Consider the following 17,535-nt stretch of genomic DNA (forward strand, 5'->3'; position numbering starts at 1 on the left):
GCATGCGGCATCTACAAGACCAAACCGTGTTGATCCTGGGCCTGGGTGCGTCCGGCCTGGCCATGGCGCGCTGGTGCGTGCGCCATGGTGCGCACGTGACGGTCGCCGACACGCGCGAAGCGCCGCCCTTGCTTGCCACGCTGCGCGAGGAACTGCCGGGCGTCGCCTTTGTGGGTGGCGCCTTCACGCCGGAGCTGGTGCAAGGCACGGCCGTGCGCGCCGTTTACCGCTCGCCCGGCCTGACGCCCGAGACCATCGCGCCCGTGGCGGATGCCGCGCGCGCCATGGGACTGCCCGTGGGCGGAGAGCTGGATTTGTTCTCGCAAGCGCTGGCGGACCTGCGCGAGCCGCCTGCCGCCGAAGCAGCTGAAGAAGCCGAAGAATCTGACCAGGCTGTTGTGACGCCCGAGCCAATCGCCGAAGCGCCCCTGCCGGATACGCCCGAAGCGTCCGAGACGCCAGATGTGGCTGAAGCTGTTGACGAAGCCGGTGCTTCCGATGTGGCCGATGTCGCTGATGCCCTTGATGCCGTTGACGCGCCCGAAGGCGAAGCCGCTTTGGCGGCTGAGATGTCCAGCGACCTGCAAGAGACATCCGTGGCTGCACCGGAGGCTGCCGACGGCCTGCCGGTTCCCGACGATGCCACCGAAGAAGCCGCGTTGCCCGCCGCCTTGCTGGCCCTGGTGCAAATTGAACCCGTCCCGGGCTACCGCCCCGCCGTGCTGGCCATCACCGGCACCAACGGCAAGACCACCGTGACCTCGCTGCTGGGCCAACTGGTGCAGCGCGCCGGCAAAACCGTGGCCGTCGCCGGCAACATCGGCCCCACACTGCTCGACACCCTGTCGGCCCACATGGACGCGCAAACCCTGCCGCAGGTCTGGGTGCTGGAGCTGTCCAGCTTCCAGCTGGCCGACGTGCAGGGCTTTGAACCGACCGCCGCCGTGGTGCTCAACATCACGCAAGACCACCTCGACTGGCACGGCGACATGGATGCCTACGTCGCGGCGAAAGCCAAAGTCTTCGGCGCCGGCACCTTCATGCTGCTCAACCGCGACGACGCGCGTGTGATGGCCATGCTGCCGCCGCCCGTCAAGGTGCGCCTGAAGCCGCCGCAGCTGCGCCCGCATGCCACCTTCGGCGCGGGCGAGCCGCAGCGCCCCGGCGACTATGGCATTGAAACCGTCAACGGCATGACCTGGCTGGTGCGCGCGGCCGAGGCCGACGAAACCATCAAGCGCCGCAAGGACGAAGAGGTGGAGCTGCACGTGCAGCGCCTGATGCCCATCGAAGCCCTGCGCATACGCGGGCGCCACAACGCCACCAACGCCCTGGCGGCGCTGGGCCTGGCCGTGGCCGCAGGCTGCAACCTGGCGCCCATGCTGCACGGCCTGCGTGAATACCGCGGCGAGCCGCACCGCGTCGAGTCGGTGGCCGTCGTCAAGGATGTCGAATACTTCGACGACAGCAAGGGCACCAACGTGGGCGCCACCGTGGCGGCGCTCACGGGCCTGGGGCTGGAGCGCAAGCTGGTGCTGATCCTGGGCGGCGAAGGCAAGGGGCAGGATTTCTCGCCGCTGGCCGACCCGGTGCAGCGCCATGTCCGCGCCGTGGTGCTCATAGGACGCGACGCGCCGCTGATCAAGGAAGTCCTGCCGCGCAATGTTCCGATGTTTGACGCCGCCTCCATGGAAGAAGCCGTCACCCTGGCCGCGCAGCAGGCGCAAACCGGCGACGCGGTGCTGATGTCGCCGGCCTGCGCCAGCTTCGACATGTTCGACAACTACGAGCACCGCGCCCGCGTCTTCTGCGAAGCGGTGCAGGCGCTGGCCCGCGACCAGGGAGAGGTGCTGTGACGGCTGCCGCGCGCCTTTCGGGCTGGTTCTCCGGCTTCGGCAAAGCCGCGGCCGAGGTCCTGCCGGTGCGGCTGGGCGGGCAGAGCCTGTCGCGCACGCTGGCGGCGCCGCCCGTGCGCATGGCCGGTTTCGACCAGGCGCTGCTCTGGGTCACGGTGGCCTTGCTGATGTGGGGCCTGGTCATGGTGTATTCGGCCTCCGTCGCCATGCCCGACAACCCCAAGTTCGCGCGTTATGCGCACACGCATTTTGTGGTGCGCCACATGCTGTCGCTGGCCGTCGCCTTCATCGTCGCCATGCTGGCCTTCCAGGTGCCGCTGGCGACCTGGGAAAAACTCGCGCCCTGGCTGTTCGTCATTTCGCTGCTGCTGTTGATCCTGGTGCTGGTGCCTTTCATCGGCAAGGGCGTCAACGGCGCCCGCCGCTGGATATCGCTGGGCATCATGAACTTCCAGCCCTCGGAACTCGCGAAGTTCGCGGTGCTGCTGTACGCGGCCGACTACATGGTGCGCAAGATGGAAGTGAAAGAGCGCTTCTTCCGCGCCGTCATGCCCATGGCGATCGCCATCGCCATCGTCGGCCTCCTGCTGCTGGCCGAGCCCGACATGGGCGCTTTCATGGTGATCTCGGTCATCGCCATGGGCATCCTCTTCCTGGGCGGCGTCAATGCGCGCATGTTCTTCGTCATCGCCGCCGTGGTGGTGGTCGCCTTCAGCCTGATGGTGATGCTCAGCGAATGGCGGCGCGAACGGATTTTTGCCTACCTGGATCCGTGGAGCGACAAATACTCCATGGGCAAGGGCTACCAGCTTTCGCACTCGCTGATCGCCTTCGGCCGCGGCGAGATCTTCGGCGTGGGCTTGGGCGGCAGCATCGAAAAACTGCACTGGCTGCCCGAAGCCCACACCGATTTCCTGATGGCCGTGATCGGCGAGGAATTCGGCCTGCTGGGCGTGCTGGTGGTCATAGGCCTCTTCATGTGGATGACGCGCCGCATCATGCACATAGGCCGCCAGTCCATCGCGCTGGACCGCCTCTTCGCCGGCCTGGTCGCGCAGGGCGTGGGCATCTGGATAGGTTTCCAGACCTTCATCAACATCGGGGTGAACCTGGGCGCCTTGCCGACCAAGGGCCTGACCTTGCCGCTGATGAGTTACGGCGGGTCAGCGATTCTGATGAACCTGATTTCGCTGGCGGTGGTGTTGCGGATTGATTATGAGAATCGATTGCTCATGAGAGGAGGCCGCGCATGAACACCAAGTATTTCTCCCTCCCCCGCTGGGGGAGGGCAGGGGTGGGGGCCAGCGGCCTCCTAACATGCACAACGCAACAACATGAGCAGCCGGCCCCCATCCCCGCCTTCCCCCAGAGGGGGAAGGAGCAAAACCCCGGAGCCCGGCCATGAGCAAAGAACGTTGCGCCTTGATCATGGCCGGCGGCACCGGCGGCCACATCTTCCCCGGCCTGGCCGTGGCCGAGGCCCTGCGTGAGCGCGGCTGGCGCGTGCACTGGCTGGGCGGGCTGGGCAGCGCGAGCCGCCCCAGCATGGAAAGCCAGCTGGTGCCGCCGCGCGGTTTCGCGTTCGAGCACATCGAATTTTCCGGCGTGCGCGGCAAGGGCCTGGTGACGCTGGCCTTCCTGCCGCTGCGCCTGCTCAAGGCCTTCTGGCAAAGCATCCAGGTGGTGCGCCGCGTAAAGCCCGACGTGGTGGTGGGCCTGGGCGGCTACATCAGCTTTCCGGCCGGCATGATGAGCGTGCTGCTGGGCAGGCCGCTGGTGCTGCACGAACAGAACTCGGTGGCCGGGATGGTCAACAAGGTGCTGGCGGGCGTGGCCGATCGCGTCTTCACCGCCTTCCCCAACGTGTTCCGCAAGGGCGAATGGATAGGCAACCCCCTGCGCCCGGCGTTCACACGCCAGCCCGGCCCGGTTGAGCGTTTCGCGGACCGGGGCGGCCCGCTCAAGCTGCTGGTGGTAGGCGGCAGCCTGGGCGCGCGCGCGCTCAATGAGCTGGTGCCCAAGGCGCTGGCACTGCTTTCCGCCGCCGAGCGTCCGCTGGTCACACACCAGAGCGGCGCCCAGCAGATCGACGAGCTTCGCGCCAACTACAAGGCGGCCGGCGTGAAAGCGGAACTCACGCCTTTTATCGAAGACACCGCACAGGCTTTTGCCGACGCCGACCTGATCATCTGCCGCGCCGGCGCCAGCACCGTGACCGAAATCGCGGCCGTGGGCGCCGCGGCGCTCTTCGTGCCTTTCCCGGCCGCCGTCGACGACCACCAGACCACCAACGCGAAGTTCCTGGTGGACCAGGGCGGCGGCTGGCTGATCCACCAGCGCGACCTCACGGCCGACAAGCTGGCCAACATCCTCAAGACAACCGGGCGCTACACCCTGCTGGAGCGCGCGCTACAGGCCAAGACCCTACAAAAAACCGATGCCACCGCACAGGTGGTGGCCGCCTGCGAGGAGCTGGTGAAATGAAACACGCCATCAAGAACATCCACTTCATCGGCCTGGGCGGCGCCGGCATGTCCGGCATTGCCGAAGTGCTGCACAACCTGGGCTACGTCATTTCCGGTTCCGACCTGTCGGACAGCGCCACGCTGCGGCGCCTGGCCGGGCTGGGCATCAAGACCTTTGTCGGCCATGCGGCGAGCAACCTCAGCACGGTCGACGCGGTGGTGACTTCCACCGCCGTGCAGGCCGACAACCCCGAGGTTCTGGCCGCGCGCGAAAAACGCATTCCGGTGGTGCCGCGCGCGCTGATGCTGGCCGAACTGATGCGCCTGAAGCAGGGCATCGCCATCGCCGGCACGCACGGCAAGACCACTACCACCAGCCTGGTGGCCAGCGTGCTGGCCGAAGGCGGGCTGGACCCGACCTTCGTGATCGGCGGGCGGCTGAACAGCGCGGGCGCCAATGCCAAGCTCGGTTCCGGTGATTACATCGTGGTCGAGGCCGACGAGTCGGACGCCTCCTTCCTGAACCTGCTGCCTGTGATGGCCGTCGTCACCAACATCGACGCCGACCACATGGAAACCTACGGCCATGATTTCGGCAACCTCAAGAAGGCCTTTGTCGACTTCCTGCACCGCATGCCTTTTTACGGCACGGCGATCCTGTGCACCGACGACCCGGCCGTGCGCGACATCGTGCCCCAGGTGTCCTGCCCCATCACCAGCTACGGCTTCGGCGAGGACGCGCAGGTGCGCGCCGTCAACGTGCGGCCCGTCGGCGCGCAAATGCATTTCACGGCGCAGCGGCGCAACGGCGTCACGCTGCCTGACATGGAAGTGGTGCTCAACCTGGCCGGCGAGCACAACGTGCTCAACGCGCTGTCGGCGATTGCCATCGCGGCCGAACTCAACGTGCCCGATGCGGCGGTGCAAAAAGCGCTGGCCGAATTCCGCGGTGTGGGCCGGCGCTTCCAGAGCTACGGCGACATGCCGGCCAAAGACGGCGGGCTTTTCACCGTGATCGAGGACTACGGCCACCACCCGGTCGAAATGGCCGCGACGCTGGCCGCCGCGCGCGGCGCCTTCCCGGGCCGGCGCCTGGTGCTGGCCTTCCAGCCGCACCGCTACACGCGCACACGTGATTGTTTTGAGGACTTCGTCAAAGTCATAGGCAATGCCGACGCCGTGCTGCTGTCCGAGGTGTATGCCGCCGGCGAACCCCCCATCGTCGCGGCCGACGGCCGCTCGCTGGCGCGCGCGCTGCGCGTGGCCGGCAAGGTCGAGCCTATCTTTGTCGACGAGATAGCCGCCATGCCGCAGGCGATTGTGGACAACGCGCTGGGCGGCGACGTCGTGATGTGCATGGGTGCAGGCTCCATAGGCCTGGTGCCGGGCCGGGTGGCCGAGATGCTGCAGCCGGCAGAAGATACCAAGACCGCAGGAATCCGAGCATGAACCAGAAACCTCTCAATTTTGGCAAGGTCGCCGTCCTGATGGGCGGCGCGTCGGCCGAGCGCGAAGTCTCGCTGATGTCGGGCGGCGGCGTGCTGAAGGCCTTGCGTTCGCGCGGTGTCGACGCCCATGCCTTCGACCCGGCGGAGCGCGACCTCACCGAATTGAAGAAGGACGGCTTTGCGCGCTGCTTCATCGCCTTGCACGGCCGCTTCGGCGAAGACGGCACGGTGCAGGGCGCGCTGGAACTGCTGGGCATTCCCTACACCGGCTCCGGCGTCATGGCGTCCAGCATGGCCATCGACAAGGTCATGACCAAGCGCGTGATGATTTCCGAAGGCCTGCCGACGCCCAAATACCACCTGCTGCGCCGCGGCGCATACGGCGCGGCCGACATCGCCGCCGTGCCCGGTCTGCTGGGCCTGCCGCTCATCGTCAAGCCCGCGCGCGAGGGTTCTTCCATCGGCCTGACCAAGGTCACCACGCGCGAAGGCATGGCCGATGCTGTGGCGCAAGCCGAAAAACTCGATGCCGACGTGCTGTGCGAGCAGTTCATCAGCGGCGACGAGGTGACTTGCCCGGTGCTGGGCACCGGCGCCGGCGCGCGTGCGCTGCCGGTGATCCGCATCGTCGCGCCGGACGGCAACTACGACTACCAGAACAAGTACTTCACCGACACCACGCAGTACATCGTTCCCTGCGAGCTGCCCGAGGGCGAAGAGGCCGTTATCCAGAAACTGGTGCTGGACACCTTCCGCATCCTCAACTGCCGCGGCTGGGCGCGCGCCGACGTGATGATAGACAAGGCCACGCGCAAGCCCTACCTGCTGGAGATCAACACCTCGCCCGGCATGACGGGCCACTCGCTGGTGCCCATGTCCGCGCGCGCGGCCGGCATCTCCTACGAAGACCTGTGCGTGGAAGTGCTCAAGACCGCCACGCTGGACCACCTGAAACAGGGGGAGGCGTAATTTGAGCCGCAGAACGCCCATGCCCACGGCCATGCCGCTGGACGTCAAGCTCATGAACACCTTCTCGGTGGTCCTGGGCCTGGCGTTTGCCGCCATGCTCGTGGCCCTGGGCGTGTCCTGGGTGCTGCGCCAGTCGCTGTTCAGCCTGAGCGCCATCCGCGTGCAGGGCGACCTGGCGCACAACAACGCGGTCACGCTGCGCGCCAATGTGGCGCCCCGGCTGTCCGGCAATTTTTTCACGGTGGACCTGGCCGCCACGCGCGCGGTGTTCGAGTCGGTGCCCTGGGTGCGCCGGGCGCTGGTGCAGCGCGAATTCCCGAACCGCCTGAAGGTGGTGCTGCAGGAACACAAGCCCGTGGCCTTCTGGGGCGCCGAAAGCGATGCCCGGCTGGTCAACAACTTCGGCGAGGTGTTCGAGGCCAACCAGGGCGAGGTCGAGGCGGAAGACCTGCCGGTGCTGGACGGCCCGCAGGGGCAGGCCCCACTGGTGCTGCAGGCCTACCAGACGCTGGCGCCGCTGTTCGACGACACGGATTCGACGCTGGAGCAGCTGCAGTTGAGCGGCCAGGGCGGCTGGCGCGCCCAGCTCGACAGCGGCGCCGTGATCGAACTCGGCCACGGCACGCTCGAAGAGATCGAGGCGCGCACGCGCCGCTTTATCGCCACGGTGACCCAGGTGTCGTCGCGTTACGGCCGGGACCTGGAGTCCGCCGACCTGCGTTACGGCAACGGGTATGCGATCAGGCTCAGGGGCGTCACCACGGGTGCCCCCGCTGACAAAGAAGACGGAAAGAAAAAAAGGTAAACATATGGCCAAGGAATACAAAGATCTGGTGGTCGGGCTGGACATCGGCACCAGCAAGGTCATGGCCGTGGTGGCCGAGGTCATGCCGGGCGGCGAGCTCAAGCTCGCGGGCCTGGGCATCGCGGCGAGCAACGGCCTCAAGCGCGGCGTGGTGGTCAACATCGACGCCACGGTGCAAAGCATCCAGCAGGCCTTGAAAGAGGCCGAGCTGATGGCCGACTGCAAGATCGCCCGCGTCTACACCGGCATCACCGGCAGCCACATCCGCGGCATCAACTCCAGCGGCATGGTGGCGGTCAAGGACAAGGAAGTCACGCAGGCCGACGTGGCGCGTGTGATCGAGACGGCCAAGGCCATCAACATCTCGACCGACCAGCGCCTGCTGCTGGTCGAGCCGCAGGAGTTCGTGATCGACGGCCAGGACGTGCGCGAGCCCATCGGCATGAGCGGCATACGCCTGGAAGCGAAGGTGCACATCGTGACCGGGGCGCAAAGCGCCGCCGAAAACATCATCAAGTGTGTGCGGCGCTGCGGCCTGGAAGTGGACCAGCTGATGCTCAACCCGCTGGCCTCCAGCCTGGCGGTGCTCACGCAGGACGAGCAGGAACTCGGCGTGGCATTGGTCGACATAGGCGCGGGCACCACCGACGTCGCCATCTTCACCGGCGGCGCCATCCGGCACACCGCGGTGATCCCGATCGCCGGCGACCTGATCACCAGCGACATCGCCATGGCGCTGCGCACGCCCACCAAGGACGCCGAGGACATCAAGGTCGAAAGCGGTTATGCCAAGCAGCTGCTGGCCGACCCGGACCAGCAAGTGGAAGTGCCCGGCCTGGGCGACCGCGGCCCGCGCATGCTGAGCAAGCAGGCGCTGGCCGGCGTGATCGAGCCGCGCATCGAGGAAATTTTTTCGCTGGTCCAGCAGGTGATCCGCGAGTCGGGTTACGAAGAGGTGCTGTCATCGGGCATCGTCATCACCGGCGGCAGTGCGGTCATGCCCGGCATGGTGGAACTCGGCGAGGACATTTTCCTCAAGCCGGTGCGGCGCGGCATACCGCGTTATTCGAGCGCGCTGTCCGACATGGTGGCCCAGGCGCGGGCCGCCACCGTCATGGGCCTGCTTGAAGAGGCGCGGCTGGCGCGCATGCGGGGCTACAAGGTGTCGCAGAAGGCGGGCAGCGTGCACAACGCATTCGGCAGGGTCAAAGACTGGTTTGTGGGGAACTTCTGACCATGAAAACCTATTCCACTTTTATCGGCAGGCCTTCACGTTGCATGCATTCAGGCGGGGCGGATCCCCCTGCGTGAGGACGGCGTGTCAACCAAAAATACAAATTTCCAATTATTGGCAACTGCAGTTTATTGATTAGGAGGCTCCCAATGAGCATCGAAATGATTGAAATCGAAGAGTTCAACCAAGGCACACAGATCAAGGTGATCGGTGTCGGCGGCGGCGGCGGCAATGCCGTCGGGCACATGATCGAATGCGGCGTGCAAGGCGTCGAATTCATCTGCGCCAACACCGACGCGCAGGCGCTCAGCCGCGGCAGCGCGCACAAGACCATCCAGCTGGGCAACAGCGGCCTGGGCGCGGGCAGCAAGCCCGACAAGGGCCGCGACGCGGCCGAGCTGGCGGCGGACGACATTCGCAGCGCCATCGACGGCGCGCACATGCTGTTCATCACCGCCGGCATGGGCGGCGGCACGGGCACGGGCGCCGCGCCGGTGATCGCGCGCATCGCCAAGGAGATGGGCATCCTGACGGTCGGCGTGGTGACCAAGCCTTTCGAATTCGAAGGCGGCCGCCGCATGACCAATGCCGACCTGGGCCTGGCCGAACTCGAGGCGAATGTCGACTCGCTGATCGTGGTGCTGAACGAGAAGCTGCTTGAAGTGCTGGGCGACGACGTCACGCAGGACGAGGCTTTCGCGCATGCCAACGACGTGCTGAAAAACGCCGTGGGCGGTATCGCCGAAATCATCAACGTGCCCGGCCACGTGAACGTCGACTTTGAAGACGTGCGCACCGTGATGGGCGAGCCCGGCAAGGCCATGATGGGCACGGCCAAGGCCAACGGCCCGGACCGCGCGCGCATCGCCGCTGAGCAGGCCGTGGCCTGCCCGTTGCTTGAAGGCATCGACCTGTCGGGCGCCAAGGGCGTGCTGGTGCTGATCTCGGCGGCCAAGGGTTCGCTCAAGCTGAGCGAATCCAAGCTGGCGATGAACACCATCCGCGCTTATGCCTCGCCCGATGCGCACGTGATCTACGGCACGGCCTATGACGACGAGCTGGGCGACGACATCCGCGTGACCGTGGTCGCGACGGGCCTGTCGCGCCAGGGCGTGCGCCGCCATGCGCCGCCGCTGCAGGTGCTGCGCACCGGCACCGACAACGTGCCCTTCAACGTGCCTACGCTGAACACCACGGCCGGCGCCGGCGGCGCGACGCAGATGACGACGGGATCGGCCCAGCCGGATTACGGGAACATGGCTGTGCCCAGCGTTTGGCGGACTAATCGGACGCAGGCTGCGGCCAAGGTGGATGCGCTGGCTTCGGGGGGTATGGACGACTTCGAGATACCTGCCTTCCTCCGCAAACAAGCCGATTAATGGGTGTAAAGCTACTGCGCAACCCGATCTTGAGGCTGTGGTGCTCACCGTACTGGTGTACGGTTCCGCTCCTCGCCTCAACCTCGGGCTGCTCGCTACGCTTTCCATCCCATTAATCTCCGTTGGGAGGGACGCTTCGCTCCCTCTGCTCCCGCCGTCATCAAGCGCCGTGGTGGACGCAATGCACTCTGCCTATGTGCGGCATTGCTATCCCCTACGCCCGAAATGGCCTTGCGCAAATTAAAATACAGCCATGCTTGCCCAAAGAACCCTTAAATCACTGACCAAAGCCGTGGGCGTGGGCCTGCACAGTGGGCAGCGGGTGGAATTGACTTTGCGTCCTGCGGCGCCGGACACGGGGATTGTGTTTCGGCGGGTGGATCTGCCGCAGCCGGTGGACATTCATATCTCGGCGCAGGCCGTGACGGACACGCGGCTGGCGTCGACGATTTCCAGTGGCAGTGCCAAGGTGCATACGGTGGAACATTTGATGTCGGCTTGCGCGGGCCTGGGCATCGACAATCTTTATGTGGACATCACGGCCGAAGAAGTGCCTATCCTCGATGGCTCGGCTTCGTCGTTTGTGTTTTTGCTGCAGTCGGCGGGCATCGAGTTGCAGGCTGCGCCCAAGCGTTTTATCCGCGTGATCAAGCCGGTGGAAGTGCGGGACGGCGAGGGCGCCAACGTCAAGTGGGCGCGCCTGTCTCCTTATGAAGGCTACAAGCTCAGTTTTGAAATTGATTTCGACCACCCGGCGGTGGATTCCACCGGCCAGCGCGTGGAGTTCGACATGGGTTCGGGCGCCTACTCGCGCGACATCGCGCGGGCTCGCACCTTCGGTTTCACCAAGGACGTCGAGATGATGCGCGCCAACGGCCTGGCGCTGGGCGGCGGGCTGGACAACGCCATCGTGATGGACGACTACAAGGTGCTCAACAGCGACGGCCTGCGCTACAACGACGAGTTCGTGAAGCACAAGATCCTCGACGCCATGGGCGACCTGTATCTGCTGGGTAAGCCGCTGCTGGCGGCTTACAGCGCGTTCCGATCCGGCCACGCGATGAACAACAAGCTGCTGCGCGAGCTGCTCGCACACAAGGACGCCTACGAAGTCGTCACCTTCGAGGACGAGAAAAAAGCGCCCCGGGGTTTTGCCACGCTGGCACGCGCCTGGTAGGCGCACAGCCGCACCTCATCCATGCTGCTGTTTCGCTGGCTCATCCTGCTGTTTTTACTGGCCGCCGTGGTGGCCTTCATGTTTTACGCCGGCACCGGGCAGGCGCGTTACAAGCGCTTCGGCCTGACCATCCTCAAATGGACGCTGATCGCCGCCTTCGGCTTTTTTGCGGTGCTGATTCTCGAGCGCGTGGCCTGAGACCTTTCAGGCTGCCGGTCGCGTCAGCGGCTGCGCCCACCCCGGTAATTCCCCGTCATTTTTGCGCCCGTGCCGCTGGCCTGTGCCAGCCGCGCCATGGCGCTGCCCACGTGGGCGTGGGTGATGGCCAGGCCCAGCGCATCGGCCGCGTCCTTGCCGGGCAGCGAGGGCAGCTTGAGCAGCCGCATCACCATCTCCTGCACCTCGGCCTTGCCGGCCTTGCCGTAGCCGGCCACGGCTTTTTTGAGTTGCAAAGCCGTGTACTCGGCCACCGCCAGTTCGCGCGAAACCAGCGCCGTGATGCAGGCGCCGCGCGCCTGGCCCAGCAGCAGCGTGGCCTGCGGGTTGACGTTGACGAAGATGATTTCGACCGAGGCCGTGTCGGGCTGGTAACGCTCCACCACCTCGCATACACCCTGGAACAGCACCTTGAGCCGGCCGGGCAGGTCGGCGCGCTCCAGGTGCGTGGTCTTGATGGTGCCGCTGGCCACGTAGCGCAAGTGCGGGCCGTCCACGTCGACCACACCGAAGCCGGAGGTCTGCAGGCCGGGGTCTATGCCTAGGATGCGCATGGCGGTGAACGGGACGCGGCCTAGAGGCCGAAATACCAGCGAACCGAATGGAAGAAGATGGGTGCGCCGAAACACAGCGCATCGACGCGGTCCAGCAGCCCGCTGGCGCCGGTGACGCCCACGCCGCGCTTGCCCCAGTTGGGGATGCCGCGGTCGCGCTTGAGGGCTTTCATCACCAGGTGGCCGAGCGAGCCGGAAACGCAGGCGATAAAGGCCATGGCCACGGCCTGCGCCGGCTTGAAGGGCGTCAGGCCCGCCAGCAGGCCGCCCAGCAGGCTGGCCGCCACGACGGCGATCAGCCAGCTGGTCCAGTTGAAGCTCTTGCTCACATTCGGCGCGCTGGGTGGGCGCTGCAGCTTGCGGCCCACCAGGTGCTCCACGATCATGCAGCTTTGCACCACGAACACCAGGAAGAACACCAGGAAGGCGTTCTTGCCCTCGTAGTTGGGAAACTTCAGCAGCAGCAGGGCGGGCACGTGGCTGATGCCGTAGACGCAGACCATGATGCCCCATTGCAGCTTGGCGTTGCGTTCCAGGAAACGGTGCGGGTCGTCGGCCAGGGCGCTGACCACTGGAATCGCCAGGAACACGTAGACCGGGATGAACACGGTGACCAGGTCGAAACGCTGCGTGATGACCAGCGCAAACTGCACCGGCAACACCACGAAGAAAGCCAGCACCAGGCTGCGGTGGTCGCCCTGGCGCGTGGGCGAGAGCGTGATGAACTCGCGCAGCGCAAAAAACGCGACGATGCCGAACAGCACGGTGGCCACGGTTTCTCCCAGCGTCCAGCCAATCCAGAACACCGTGGACATCAGCCAGGAGGTGCGCAGCAGGCCGTTGAAATCCTTGAGCTTCTGGGTGTGCAGGTCGTCTTCGTGGGTGTCCTTGAGCGACATCACGAAGGCGGCCACGCTGATGGCGGCCAGGATGCCGAAGACCAGCACGAACAGCAGGCCGACCTGGTGCGAGGGGGAGAGATTGCGCAAAAACGTGTTCATCAGGATTCCCGCAGCTCCATCACGGCCTGGCGCGCGCGCGCCAGGAATTCACCCCGGTCTTCACCGTCGCCCAGGGCAATCGGCGCGCCGAAGGTCACCGAACACAGGATGGGCACCGGCACGACCTCGCCCTTGGGCATGACGCGCTGCACGTTGTTGATCCAGGCCGGCACCAGCACCACGCCGGGAAACTTGAGCGCCAGGTTGTAGAGGCCGGCCTTGAATTTCTGCGGCTCTTCATGGTTGCCGCGCGTGCCTTCGGGGAACAGGATGATGGAGTCGCCGTTGGTCAGCGCCTCGATCAGCGGCTCCAGCGGGTCCTGGTCGCCGGTCTTGGCGCGGTCCACGTAGATGGCGTTGAACACCGCGGTGGTGATCCATTTTTTGAACGGCGTCTTGGTCCAGTAATCCTTGGCCGCGATGGGGCGGGTGATGCTGCGCAGCTCTTCCGGCAGCGCCGCCCACATCAGCACCAGGTCGGCATGGCTCTGGTGGTTGGCGAAATAGATGCGCTGTTCGGCCTTGGGCGGGCAGCCCAGCCAGCGGGCCTGCGCGCCGGTGAGGACGCGTATCAACCCCAGCAGGAAAAGGCTCATGATTTTGGCAAGCATGGTGCCGATGATACGTTCCCGCCATGACCGGACGGCGTGCATTAGACTCCGGCAAGTACCTGCTTGCGCTTCCACCCCCCAACCCTTTCGTCTGCAGCCGATGCCAAAACTCCCTACGTCCAAGTCCTCCATCCCGTCCCCGCGCGGCGCGCGCCTGTCGCGCTGGCTTGCCGGCAGCGCATGCCTGGCGCTTTCATGCGCCGCCTGGGGCCAGTTCCAGGTCCATGGGCGCTTCTCCGGGTCCACGCCCGACGCGGGCTGGGGCCTGGCCGGCACGGCCGCGTTGACGGCGCCGGCCGCCGATGCCGAAGGCGCGGGCTGGCTCAGGCTCACGGGCAACGCCACCGTCGCGCAGGGCAATGCGCGCCACACCGGCGGCAGCTTCAGCGCGCAGAACGGCGTGACCCTGGCTTTCAGCTACGCCTCCTGGGGCGGCGGCACGCCGGGCGCGGACGGCATCACGGTGTACCTGTATGACGCCACGCAAAACATGGCGGGTGCCTTGCCTGGCGGCGGCCTGGGCTACTGCAAGGGCGCCGGCGGCTATCTGGCGCTGGCGCTGGACGAATACGGCAATTTCTCCAGCCCGGCCGACAACTGTTCCGGCGGCGGCGGGCCAGGCGGCGCGCCGCAGGCGCTGGTGCTGCGCGGCCCGGTTGCGGCCGGCAACCCCTTCATCGCCCATGCGGCCATGCCCGGCAATGTGGACCAGCCCGCGGCCACGACGCGCCCGGCGGCGCGCCAGGTGGTGATGACGCTCTCGCCCAAGGCGGCGGGTGTGGGTTACACCATCAACGTCGACGTGCGCGACGGCCCGGCCGGCGCTTTCAGGCGGCTGCTGTCCAACGCAGACTTCCCTTATGCGGCGCCTGCCGCGCTCAGCGTGGGCGTGGCCGGCAGCACAGGCGCGGCCAAGAACGTTCACGAAGTGCGCGACCTGATGGTGACCGGCAACGCGGCCAACCCGCCCGTGGTCAACCAGATCTTCACGCCGCCGGTGATTGCGCCCGGCGGCACCGCCACGCTGGAGCTGCATTTCAACAGCCCCGGCCCGCGCCGCGCCGTGCTCAGCGCGCCATTCACGCAAACGCTGCCCGCGGGCCTGGTGGTGGCCTCGCCGTCAGGCCTGGGCGGCGACTGCCTGGGCACGGTCAACGCCGCGCCGGGCGGCAACACGGTGTCCATCGAAGCCGGCATGAATGTGCGCAACGGCGGATGCGCGGTCTCGCTGAAGGTGCGTGCCGCGGCGGCCGGCACTTACACCAGCACGGCGCCTGTGGGCAGCCTGCAGACCGACCTGGGCCGCAACACGGAGGCCGGCACGGCTGCGCTGGTGGTCAAGCGCTGACAGCGCTTCGGGGCGGCTGGATGGCCTAGGGCAATTCCACGCCGCCCATGCGGGACACGATGGTGCCGGCGCGCGAAGCAAGATAGCCTGAGCCGGGCCGCGTTTCAAAATACTTGGGCCGCGGCAGCATCACGGCCAGGCGCGCGGATTCATAAGCGCTCAGTTTGGCTGCTGGCTTGCGGTAGTAATGCTGGGCCGCCGCTTCGGCGCCGAAAATACCTTCGCCCCATTCCACGCTGTTGAGGTAAATCTCCAGGATGCGCTCTTTGCTCAGCAGCGCTTCCAGCAGCAGCGTCAGCACCAGTTCCTGGCCCTTGCGCAGCAGCGTTCGCTCGCCCGACAAAAACAGGTTTTTCGCGAGCTGTTGCGTGATGGTGGAGCCGCCCACGATCTTCACGGGTTTGGGCGGTGCGGCCGCCGCCTTGGCGGGCGCCAGCCGGTTGGCCGACTGCGCGGCGCGCTGCTCGGCCTTGGCGTTTTTGTCCCAGGCTTTTTCCAGCGCTTCCATGTCCACGCCGTCATGTTCGGCAAAGCTCGCGTCTTCCGAGGCGATGACCGCGCGTTTGATGCTGTCGGGCAGGCTGGCGTAAGGCACCCACTGCTGGCGCCATTTCAAGGAGCCGGTGTTGCGTGTGACCAGGTAGGCTTCCGAGCGCTGGAAGGCGGTGGACTCAGGGTCCACCACGGCCATCACGGCGATGCGCGCCACAAAAAAGAGTTGCAAAGCCAGGCCGGCCAGCAGGCCCAGGCCTATGAGCTTGAACAAGGCTTTCATCCCAGCAGCGCCCGCATTTCCCGCAGCACCTGCGCGGAGGGCGGGCGCACCTTGCGCCAGAGTTCAAATGCTTCGGCCGCCTGCTCCACCAGCATGCCCAAGCCGTCGCGCGGCACGGCGCCGTTGTCTTTGGCCCAGGCCATGAAGCCGGCCGCGGCCGGGCCGTACATCAGGTCGCAGGCCAGCGCGCCGGGTTTGAGCACACCGGCCGAAACCGGCACGCCGGCACCCGCCAGGCTGCTGGCGCTGGCGTTGATGAGCACGTCGAAACTGCCTTGCAGCCCTTGCAAGTCGTCGGTGAGCAGTTCGGTTTTCTCCAGCGGCCCGCGCATCGATGCATGCGCCCTGTGGCGCGCCACCAGCGCATCGGCCTTGGCCCGCGTGCGGTTGACCAGCACCAGCCGGCGTGGCCCGGCCGCCAGCAGCGGCGCCAGCACGCCGGCGCCCGCGCCGCCCGCGCCTATCAGCAGCACGTCGCGCCCGGCCAGCGAGACACCGGCGTTGTTCTGGATATCGTTGACCAGGCCCACGCCGTCGGTATTGTCGGCATGGACGGCGTCGTTTTGCAGCAGCAAGGTGTTGGCAGCCTGCGCAAGCTCGGCACGGTCGCTGCGCGTGGTGGCGGCCTCAAAGGCATCGAGCTTGAAGGGCACGGTGACGTTGCAGCCTTTGACGCCGCCGCGCTGCAGTTGGGCCAGGTTGGCGGCGAAGGCTTCCAGCGGCACCAGCAGGCGCTCGTACTGCAGCGACTGGCCCGTGAGTTCGGCAAAACGCGCGTGGATCAGCGGCGACTTGCTGTGCGCAATCGGGTTGCCCAGGACGTAATACTGATCCATGGGAGCAAGCCTAGCGGCTGGTAAGTTTGGTTTCCAGCGTGTCGTCGCGCGTGAACTTGAAGCGCGAGACCACGACGATCTGGTCGGCCTTGCGGCGCATCGCGTCGCTGAAGCGGCCGAAAGGCCCGGTGCCGCGCACAATGCTTTGCGCGCGCCGGTCCAGCGTCAGGTTGCCCGAGGTCTGCACCACTTCCGTGTCGATGACGCTGCCGTCGAAGTTGACGGTGACGATCATGGTCAGTTCGCCGTACAGTTTTTTGCCGGCCTGCTCGGGGAAATTGACGGTGCCCCTTTCTTCAATCTTGCGGCGCAGCTCGTCGTAGTAAACCGCGTAGACCTCTTCGCGCGTGGCCGGGCTGATGTAGCGCTTTTTGGGCCGCGCGTTTTCTTCGTTGATGCGGCGTTCGATCTCGGCCAGGATCTTGATCAGCTGCTTGCGTTTTTCCTCGCGCTCGGCCTGCGCCGGGCTGTTGGCGGGCTGGGTCAAATCAGGCGGTGGCATGGAGGCCAGCTGTTTCTTGATTTGCGCCAGCAACTGGGTTTGTTGCTCCTGCAGCGACTCGACCTTGCGTTGCGCGTCTTCGGTCGCGTCGCCGAGTTCCATCAGCGCCGAAGGCGGCAGGGGCGAAGTGGCCCGGCCTTTTTCGGCCTCACCCCCGCCGGCCAGCGAAGCCTGCGCGATCGCCTTGGCGAAGTCAGGCTTCTCGTTGGACTTGGCGTTGACCAGGATCACTTCCAGCGGGGTGTCCTGGAACACGCGGTTGAAACGCTCGGGGTCGACAAAACGCACCGTCAGCAGCACCACGTGGAAGGCGATGGATACGCCTAAGGCAATTTGCAGTGTGCTGGGTGACTTCACAG

At 66.3% G+C, this 17,535-nt stretch carries 17 protein-coding genes; 11 read left to right on the forward strand and 6 right to left on the reverse strand.

Annotation, left to right across the window (positions count from 1 at the left end):
* Window positions 1–2 precede the first annotated feature (2 nt).
* From murD to ACLV8F_RS06670, 10 genes are all read left to right on the forward strand, one after another.
* Window positions 3–1,856, forward strand: coding sequence for a UDP-N-acetylmuramoyl-L-alanine--D-glutamate ligase (gene murD, locus ACLV8F_RS06625; protein ID WP_411883453.1), 1,854 nt, complete (start codon window positions 3–5; stop codon window positions 1,854–1,856).
* Window positions 1,853–3,109 carry a putative lipid II flippase FtsW gene (gene ftsW, locus ACLV8F_RS06630; RefSeq protein WP_411883454.1) on the forward strand — a complete coding sequence of 419 codons (1,257 nt, stop codon included), beginning with the start codon at window positions 1,853–1,855 and terminating at the stop codon, window positions 3,107–3,109. The genes murD and ftsW overlap by 4 nt, the downstream gene beginning before the upstream one ends.
* A 148-nt stretch (window positions 3,110–3,257) precedes the next feature.
* Complete coding sequence (murG, locus tag ACLV8F_RS06635) at window positions 3,258–4,340, forward strand: undecaprenyldiphospho-muramoylpentapeptide beta-N-acetylglucosaminyltransferase (RefSeq protein ID WP_411883455.1); 1,083 nt, start codon at window positions 3,258–3,260, stop codon at window positions 4,338–4,340.
* Window positions 4,337–5,770: a UDP-N-acetylmuramate--L-alanine ligase gene (gene murC, locus ACLV8F_RS06640; RefSeq protein ID WP_411883456.1), complete on the forward strand. Its 1,434-nt coding sequence runs from the start codon at window positions 4,337–4,339 to the stop codon at window positions 5,768–5,770. Before murG ends, murC begins: the two co-directional genes overlap by 4 nt.
* Window positions 5,767–6,738, forward strand: coding sequence for a D-alanine--D-alanine ligase (locus tag ACLV8F_RS06645; RefSeq protein ID WP_411883457.1), 972 nt, complete (start codon window positions 5,767–5,769; stop codon window positions 6,736–6,738). The genes murC and ACLV8F_RS06645 overlap by 4 nt, the downstream gene beginning before the upstream one ends.
* A gap of 19 nt (window positions 6,739–6,757) precedes the next feature.
* The gene (locus ACLV8F_RS06650; RefSeq protein WP_411883520.1) at window positions 6,758–7,543 is read left to right on the forward strand and encodes a cell division protein FtsQ/DivIB; all 786 of its coding nucleotides are present in this window, start codon (window positions 6,758–6,760) and stop codon (window positions 7,541–7,543) included.
* A gap of 4 nt (window positions 7,544–7,547) precedes the next feature.
* Window positions 7,548–8,777, forward strand: coding sequence for a cell division protein FtsA (gene ftsA, locus ACLV8F_RS06655; RefSeq protein WP_411877969.1), 1,230 nt, complete (start codon window positions 7,548–7,550; stop codon window positions 8,775–8,777).
* A gap of 149 nt (window positions 8,778–8,926) precedes the next feature.
* A complete protein-coding gene (gene ftsZ / locus ACLV8F_RS06660; protein ID WP_411883458.1) occupies window positions 8,927–10,156 on the forward strand; it encodes a cell division protein FtsZ in 1,230 nt (409 codons plus the stop codon).
* 253 nt (window positions 10,157–10,409) lie between these two features.
* A complete protein-coding gene (lpxC, locus tag ACLV8F_RS06665) occupies window positions 10,410–11,333 on the forward strand; it encodes a UDP-3-O-acyl-N-acetylglucosamine deacetylase (RefSeq protein WP_411883459.1) in 924 nt (307 codons plus the stop codon).
* A gap of 21 nt (window positions 11,334–11,354) precedes the next feature.
* Window positions 11,355–11,531, forward strand: a complete 177-nt coding sequence (locus ACLV8F_RS06670) for a hypothetical protein (protein ID WP_411877972.1) — start codon at window positions 11,355–11,357, stop codon at window positions 11,529–11,531.
* Between the two features lie 23 nt (window positions 11,532–11,554).
* Here the strand turns inward: ACLV8F_RS06670 and ruvC are convergent, their stop codons facing one another.
* The 3 genes from ruvC to ACLV8F_RS06685 are packed head-to-tail and all read right to left on the reverse strand — an operon-like array spanning window position 11,555 to window position 13,715.
* Window positions 11,555–12,103 (reverse strand): crossover junction endodeoxyribonuclease RuvC, encoded by a 549-nt coding sequence (gene ruvC, locus ACLV8F_RS06675; protein ID WP_411883460.1) that lies wholly within the window; start codon window positions 12,101–12,103, stop codon window positions 11,555–11,557.
* A gap of 20 nt (window positions 12,104–12,123) precedes the next feature.
* Entirely contained in the window at window positions 12,124–13,104 is a 981-nt protein-coding gene (locus ACLV8F_RS06680) for a phosphatidate cytidylyltransferase (RefSeq protein WP_411883461.1), read from the reverse strand.
* On the reverse strand, window positions 13,104–13,715 hold the full coding sequence (locus ACLV8F_RS06685) for a lysophospholipid acyltransferase family protein (RefSeq protein WP_411883462.1): 612 nt from the start codon (window positions 13,713–13,715) through the stop codon (window positions 13,104–13,106). Before ACLV8F_RS06685 ends, ACLV8F_RS06680 begins: the two co-directional genes overlap by 1 nt.
* 100 nt (window positions 13,716–13,815) lie before the next feature.
* Between ACLV8F_RS06685 and ACLV8F_RS06690 the strand changes: the two genes are divergently transcribed.
* Window positions 13,816–15,063: a lectin-like domain-containing protein gene (locus ACLV8F_RS06690; RefSeq protein WP_411883463.1), complete on the forward strand. Its 1,248-nt coding sequence runs from the start codon at window positions 13,816–13,818 to the stop codon at window positions 15,061–15,063.
* 25 nt (window positions 15,064–15,088) lie between these two features.
* On the opposite strand, the gene ACLV8F_RS06695 is transcribed toward ACLV8F_RS06690, so the two are convergent.
* The 3 genes from ACLV8F_RS06695 to ACLV8F_RS06705 are packed head-to-tail and all read right to left on the reverse strand — an operon-like array spanning window position 15,089 to window position 17,533.
* Window positions 15,089–15,838, reverse strand: a complete 750-nt coding sequence (locus ACLV8F_RS06695; RefSeq protein WP_411883464.1) for a transglycosylase domain-containing protein — start codon at window positions 15,836–15,838, stop codon at window positions 15,089–15,091.
* Entirely contained in the window at window positions 15,835–16,674 is an 840-nt protein-coding gene (aroE, locus tag ACLV8F_RS06700) for a shikimate dehydrogenase (RefSeq protein WP_411883465.1), read from the reverse strand. The genes ACLV8F_RS06695 and aroE overlap by 4 nt, the downstream gene beginning before the upstream one ends.
* Window positions 16,675–16,684: 10 nt before the next feature.
* Entirely contained in the window at window positions 16,685–17,533 is an 849-nt protein-coding gene (locus ACLV8F_RS06705) for a TonB family protein (protein WP_411883466.1), read from the reverse strand.
* Window positions 17,534–17,535: the final 2 nt, after the last annotated feature.

It is taken from the genome of Polaromonas sp. YR568 (assembly GCF_943369675.1).
Taxonomy (GTDB): domain Bacteria; phylum Pseudomonadota; class Gammaproteobacteria; order Burkholderiales; family Burkholderiaceae_C; genus Polaromonas.

What these genes read in the sequence shown, in the direction of transcription:
- murD (WP_411883453.1), top strand. Translation starts at nt 3, where the DNA reads ATGCGGCATCTACAAGACCAAACCGTGTTGATCCTGGGCCTGGGTGCG.
- murG (WP_411883455.1), top strand. Translation starts at nt 3,258, where the DNA reads ATGAGCAAAGAACGTTGCGCCTTGATCATGGCCGGCGGCACCGGCGGC.
- murC (WP_411883456.1), top strand. Translation starts at nt 4,337, where the DNA reads ATGAAACACGCCATCAAGAACATCCACTTCATCGGCCTGGGCGGCGCC.
- ACLV8F_RS06645 (WP_411883457.1), top strand. Translation starts at nt 5,767, where the DNA reads ATGAACCAGAAACCTCTCAATTTTGGCAAGGTCGCCGTCCTGATGGGC.
- ACLV8F_RS06650 (WP_411883520.1), top strand. Translation starts at nt 6,758, where the DNA reads ATGCCCACGGCCATGCCGCTGGACGTCAAGCTCATGAACACCTTCTCG.
- ftsA (WP_411877969.1), top strand. Translation starts at nt 7,548, where the DNA reads ATGGCCAAGGAATACAAAGATCTGGTGGTCGGGCTGGACATCGGCACC.
- ftsZ (WP_411883458.1), top strand. Translation starts at nt 8,927, where the DNA reads ATGAGCATCGAAATGATTGAAATCGAAGAGTTCAACCAAGGCACACAG.
- lpxC (WP_411883459.1), top strand. Translation starts at nt 10,410, where the DNA reads ATGCTTGCCCAAAGAACCCTTAAATCACTGACCAAAGCCGTGGGCGTG.
- ACLV8F_RS06670 (WP_411877972.1), top strand. Translation starts at nt 11,355, where the DNA reads ATGCTGCTGTTTCGCTGGCTCATCCTGCTGTTTTTACTGGCCGCCGTG.
- ruvC (WP_411883460.1), bottom strand. Translation starts at nt 12,103, where the DNA reads ATGCGCATCCTAGGCATAGACCCCGGCCTGCAGACCTCCGGCTTCGGT.
- ACLV8F_RS06680 (WP_411883461.1), bottom strand. Translation starts at nt 13,104, where the DNA reads ATGAACACGTTTTTGCGCAATCTCTCCCCCTCGCACCAGGTCGGCCTG.
- ACLV8F_RS06685 (WP_411883462.1), bottom strand. Translation starts at nt 13,715, where the DNA reads ATGCTTGCCAAAATCATGAGCCTTTTCCTGCTGGGGTTGATACGCGTC.
- ACLV8F_RS06690 (WP_411883463.1), top strand. Translation starts at nt 13,816, where the DNA reads ATGCCAAAACTCCCTACGTCCAAGTCCTCCATCCCGTCCCCGCGCGGC.
- ACLV8F_RS06695 (WP_411883464.1), bottom strand. Translation starts at nt 15,838, where the DNA reads ATGAAAGCCTTGTTCAAGCTCATAGGCCTGGGCCTGCTGGCCGGCCTG.
- aroE (WP_411883465.1), bottom strand. Translation starts at nt 16,674, where the DNA reads ATGGATCAGTATTACGTCCTGGGCAACCCGATTGCGCACAGCAAGTCG.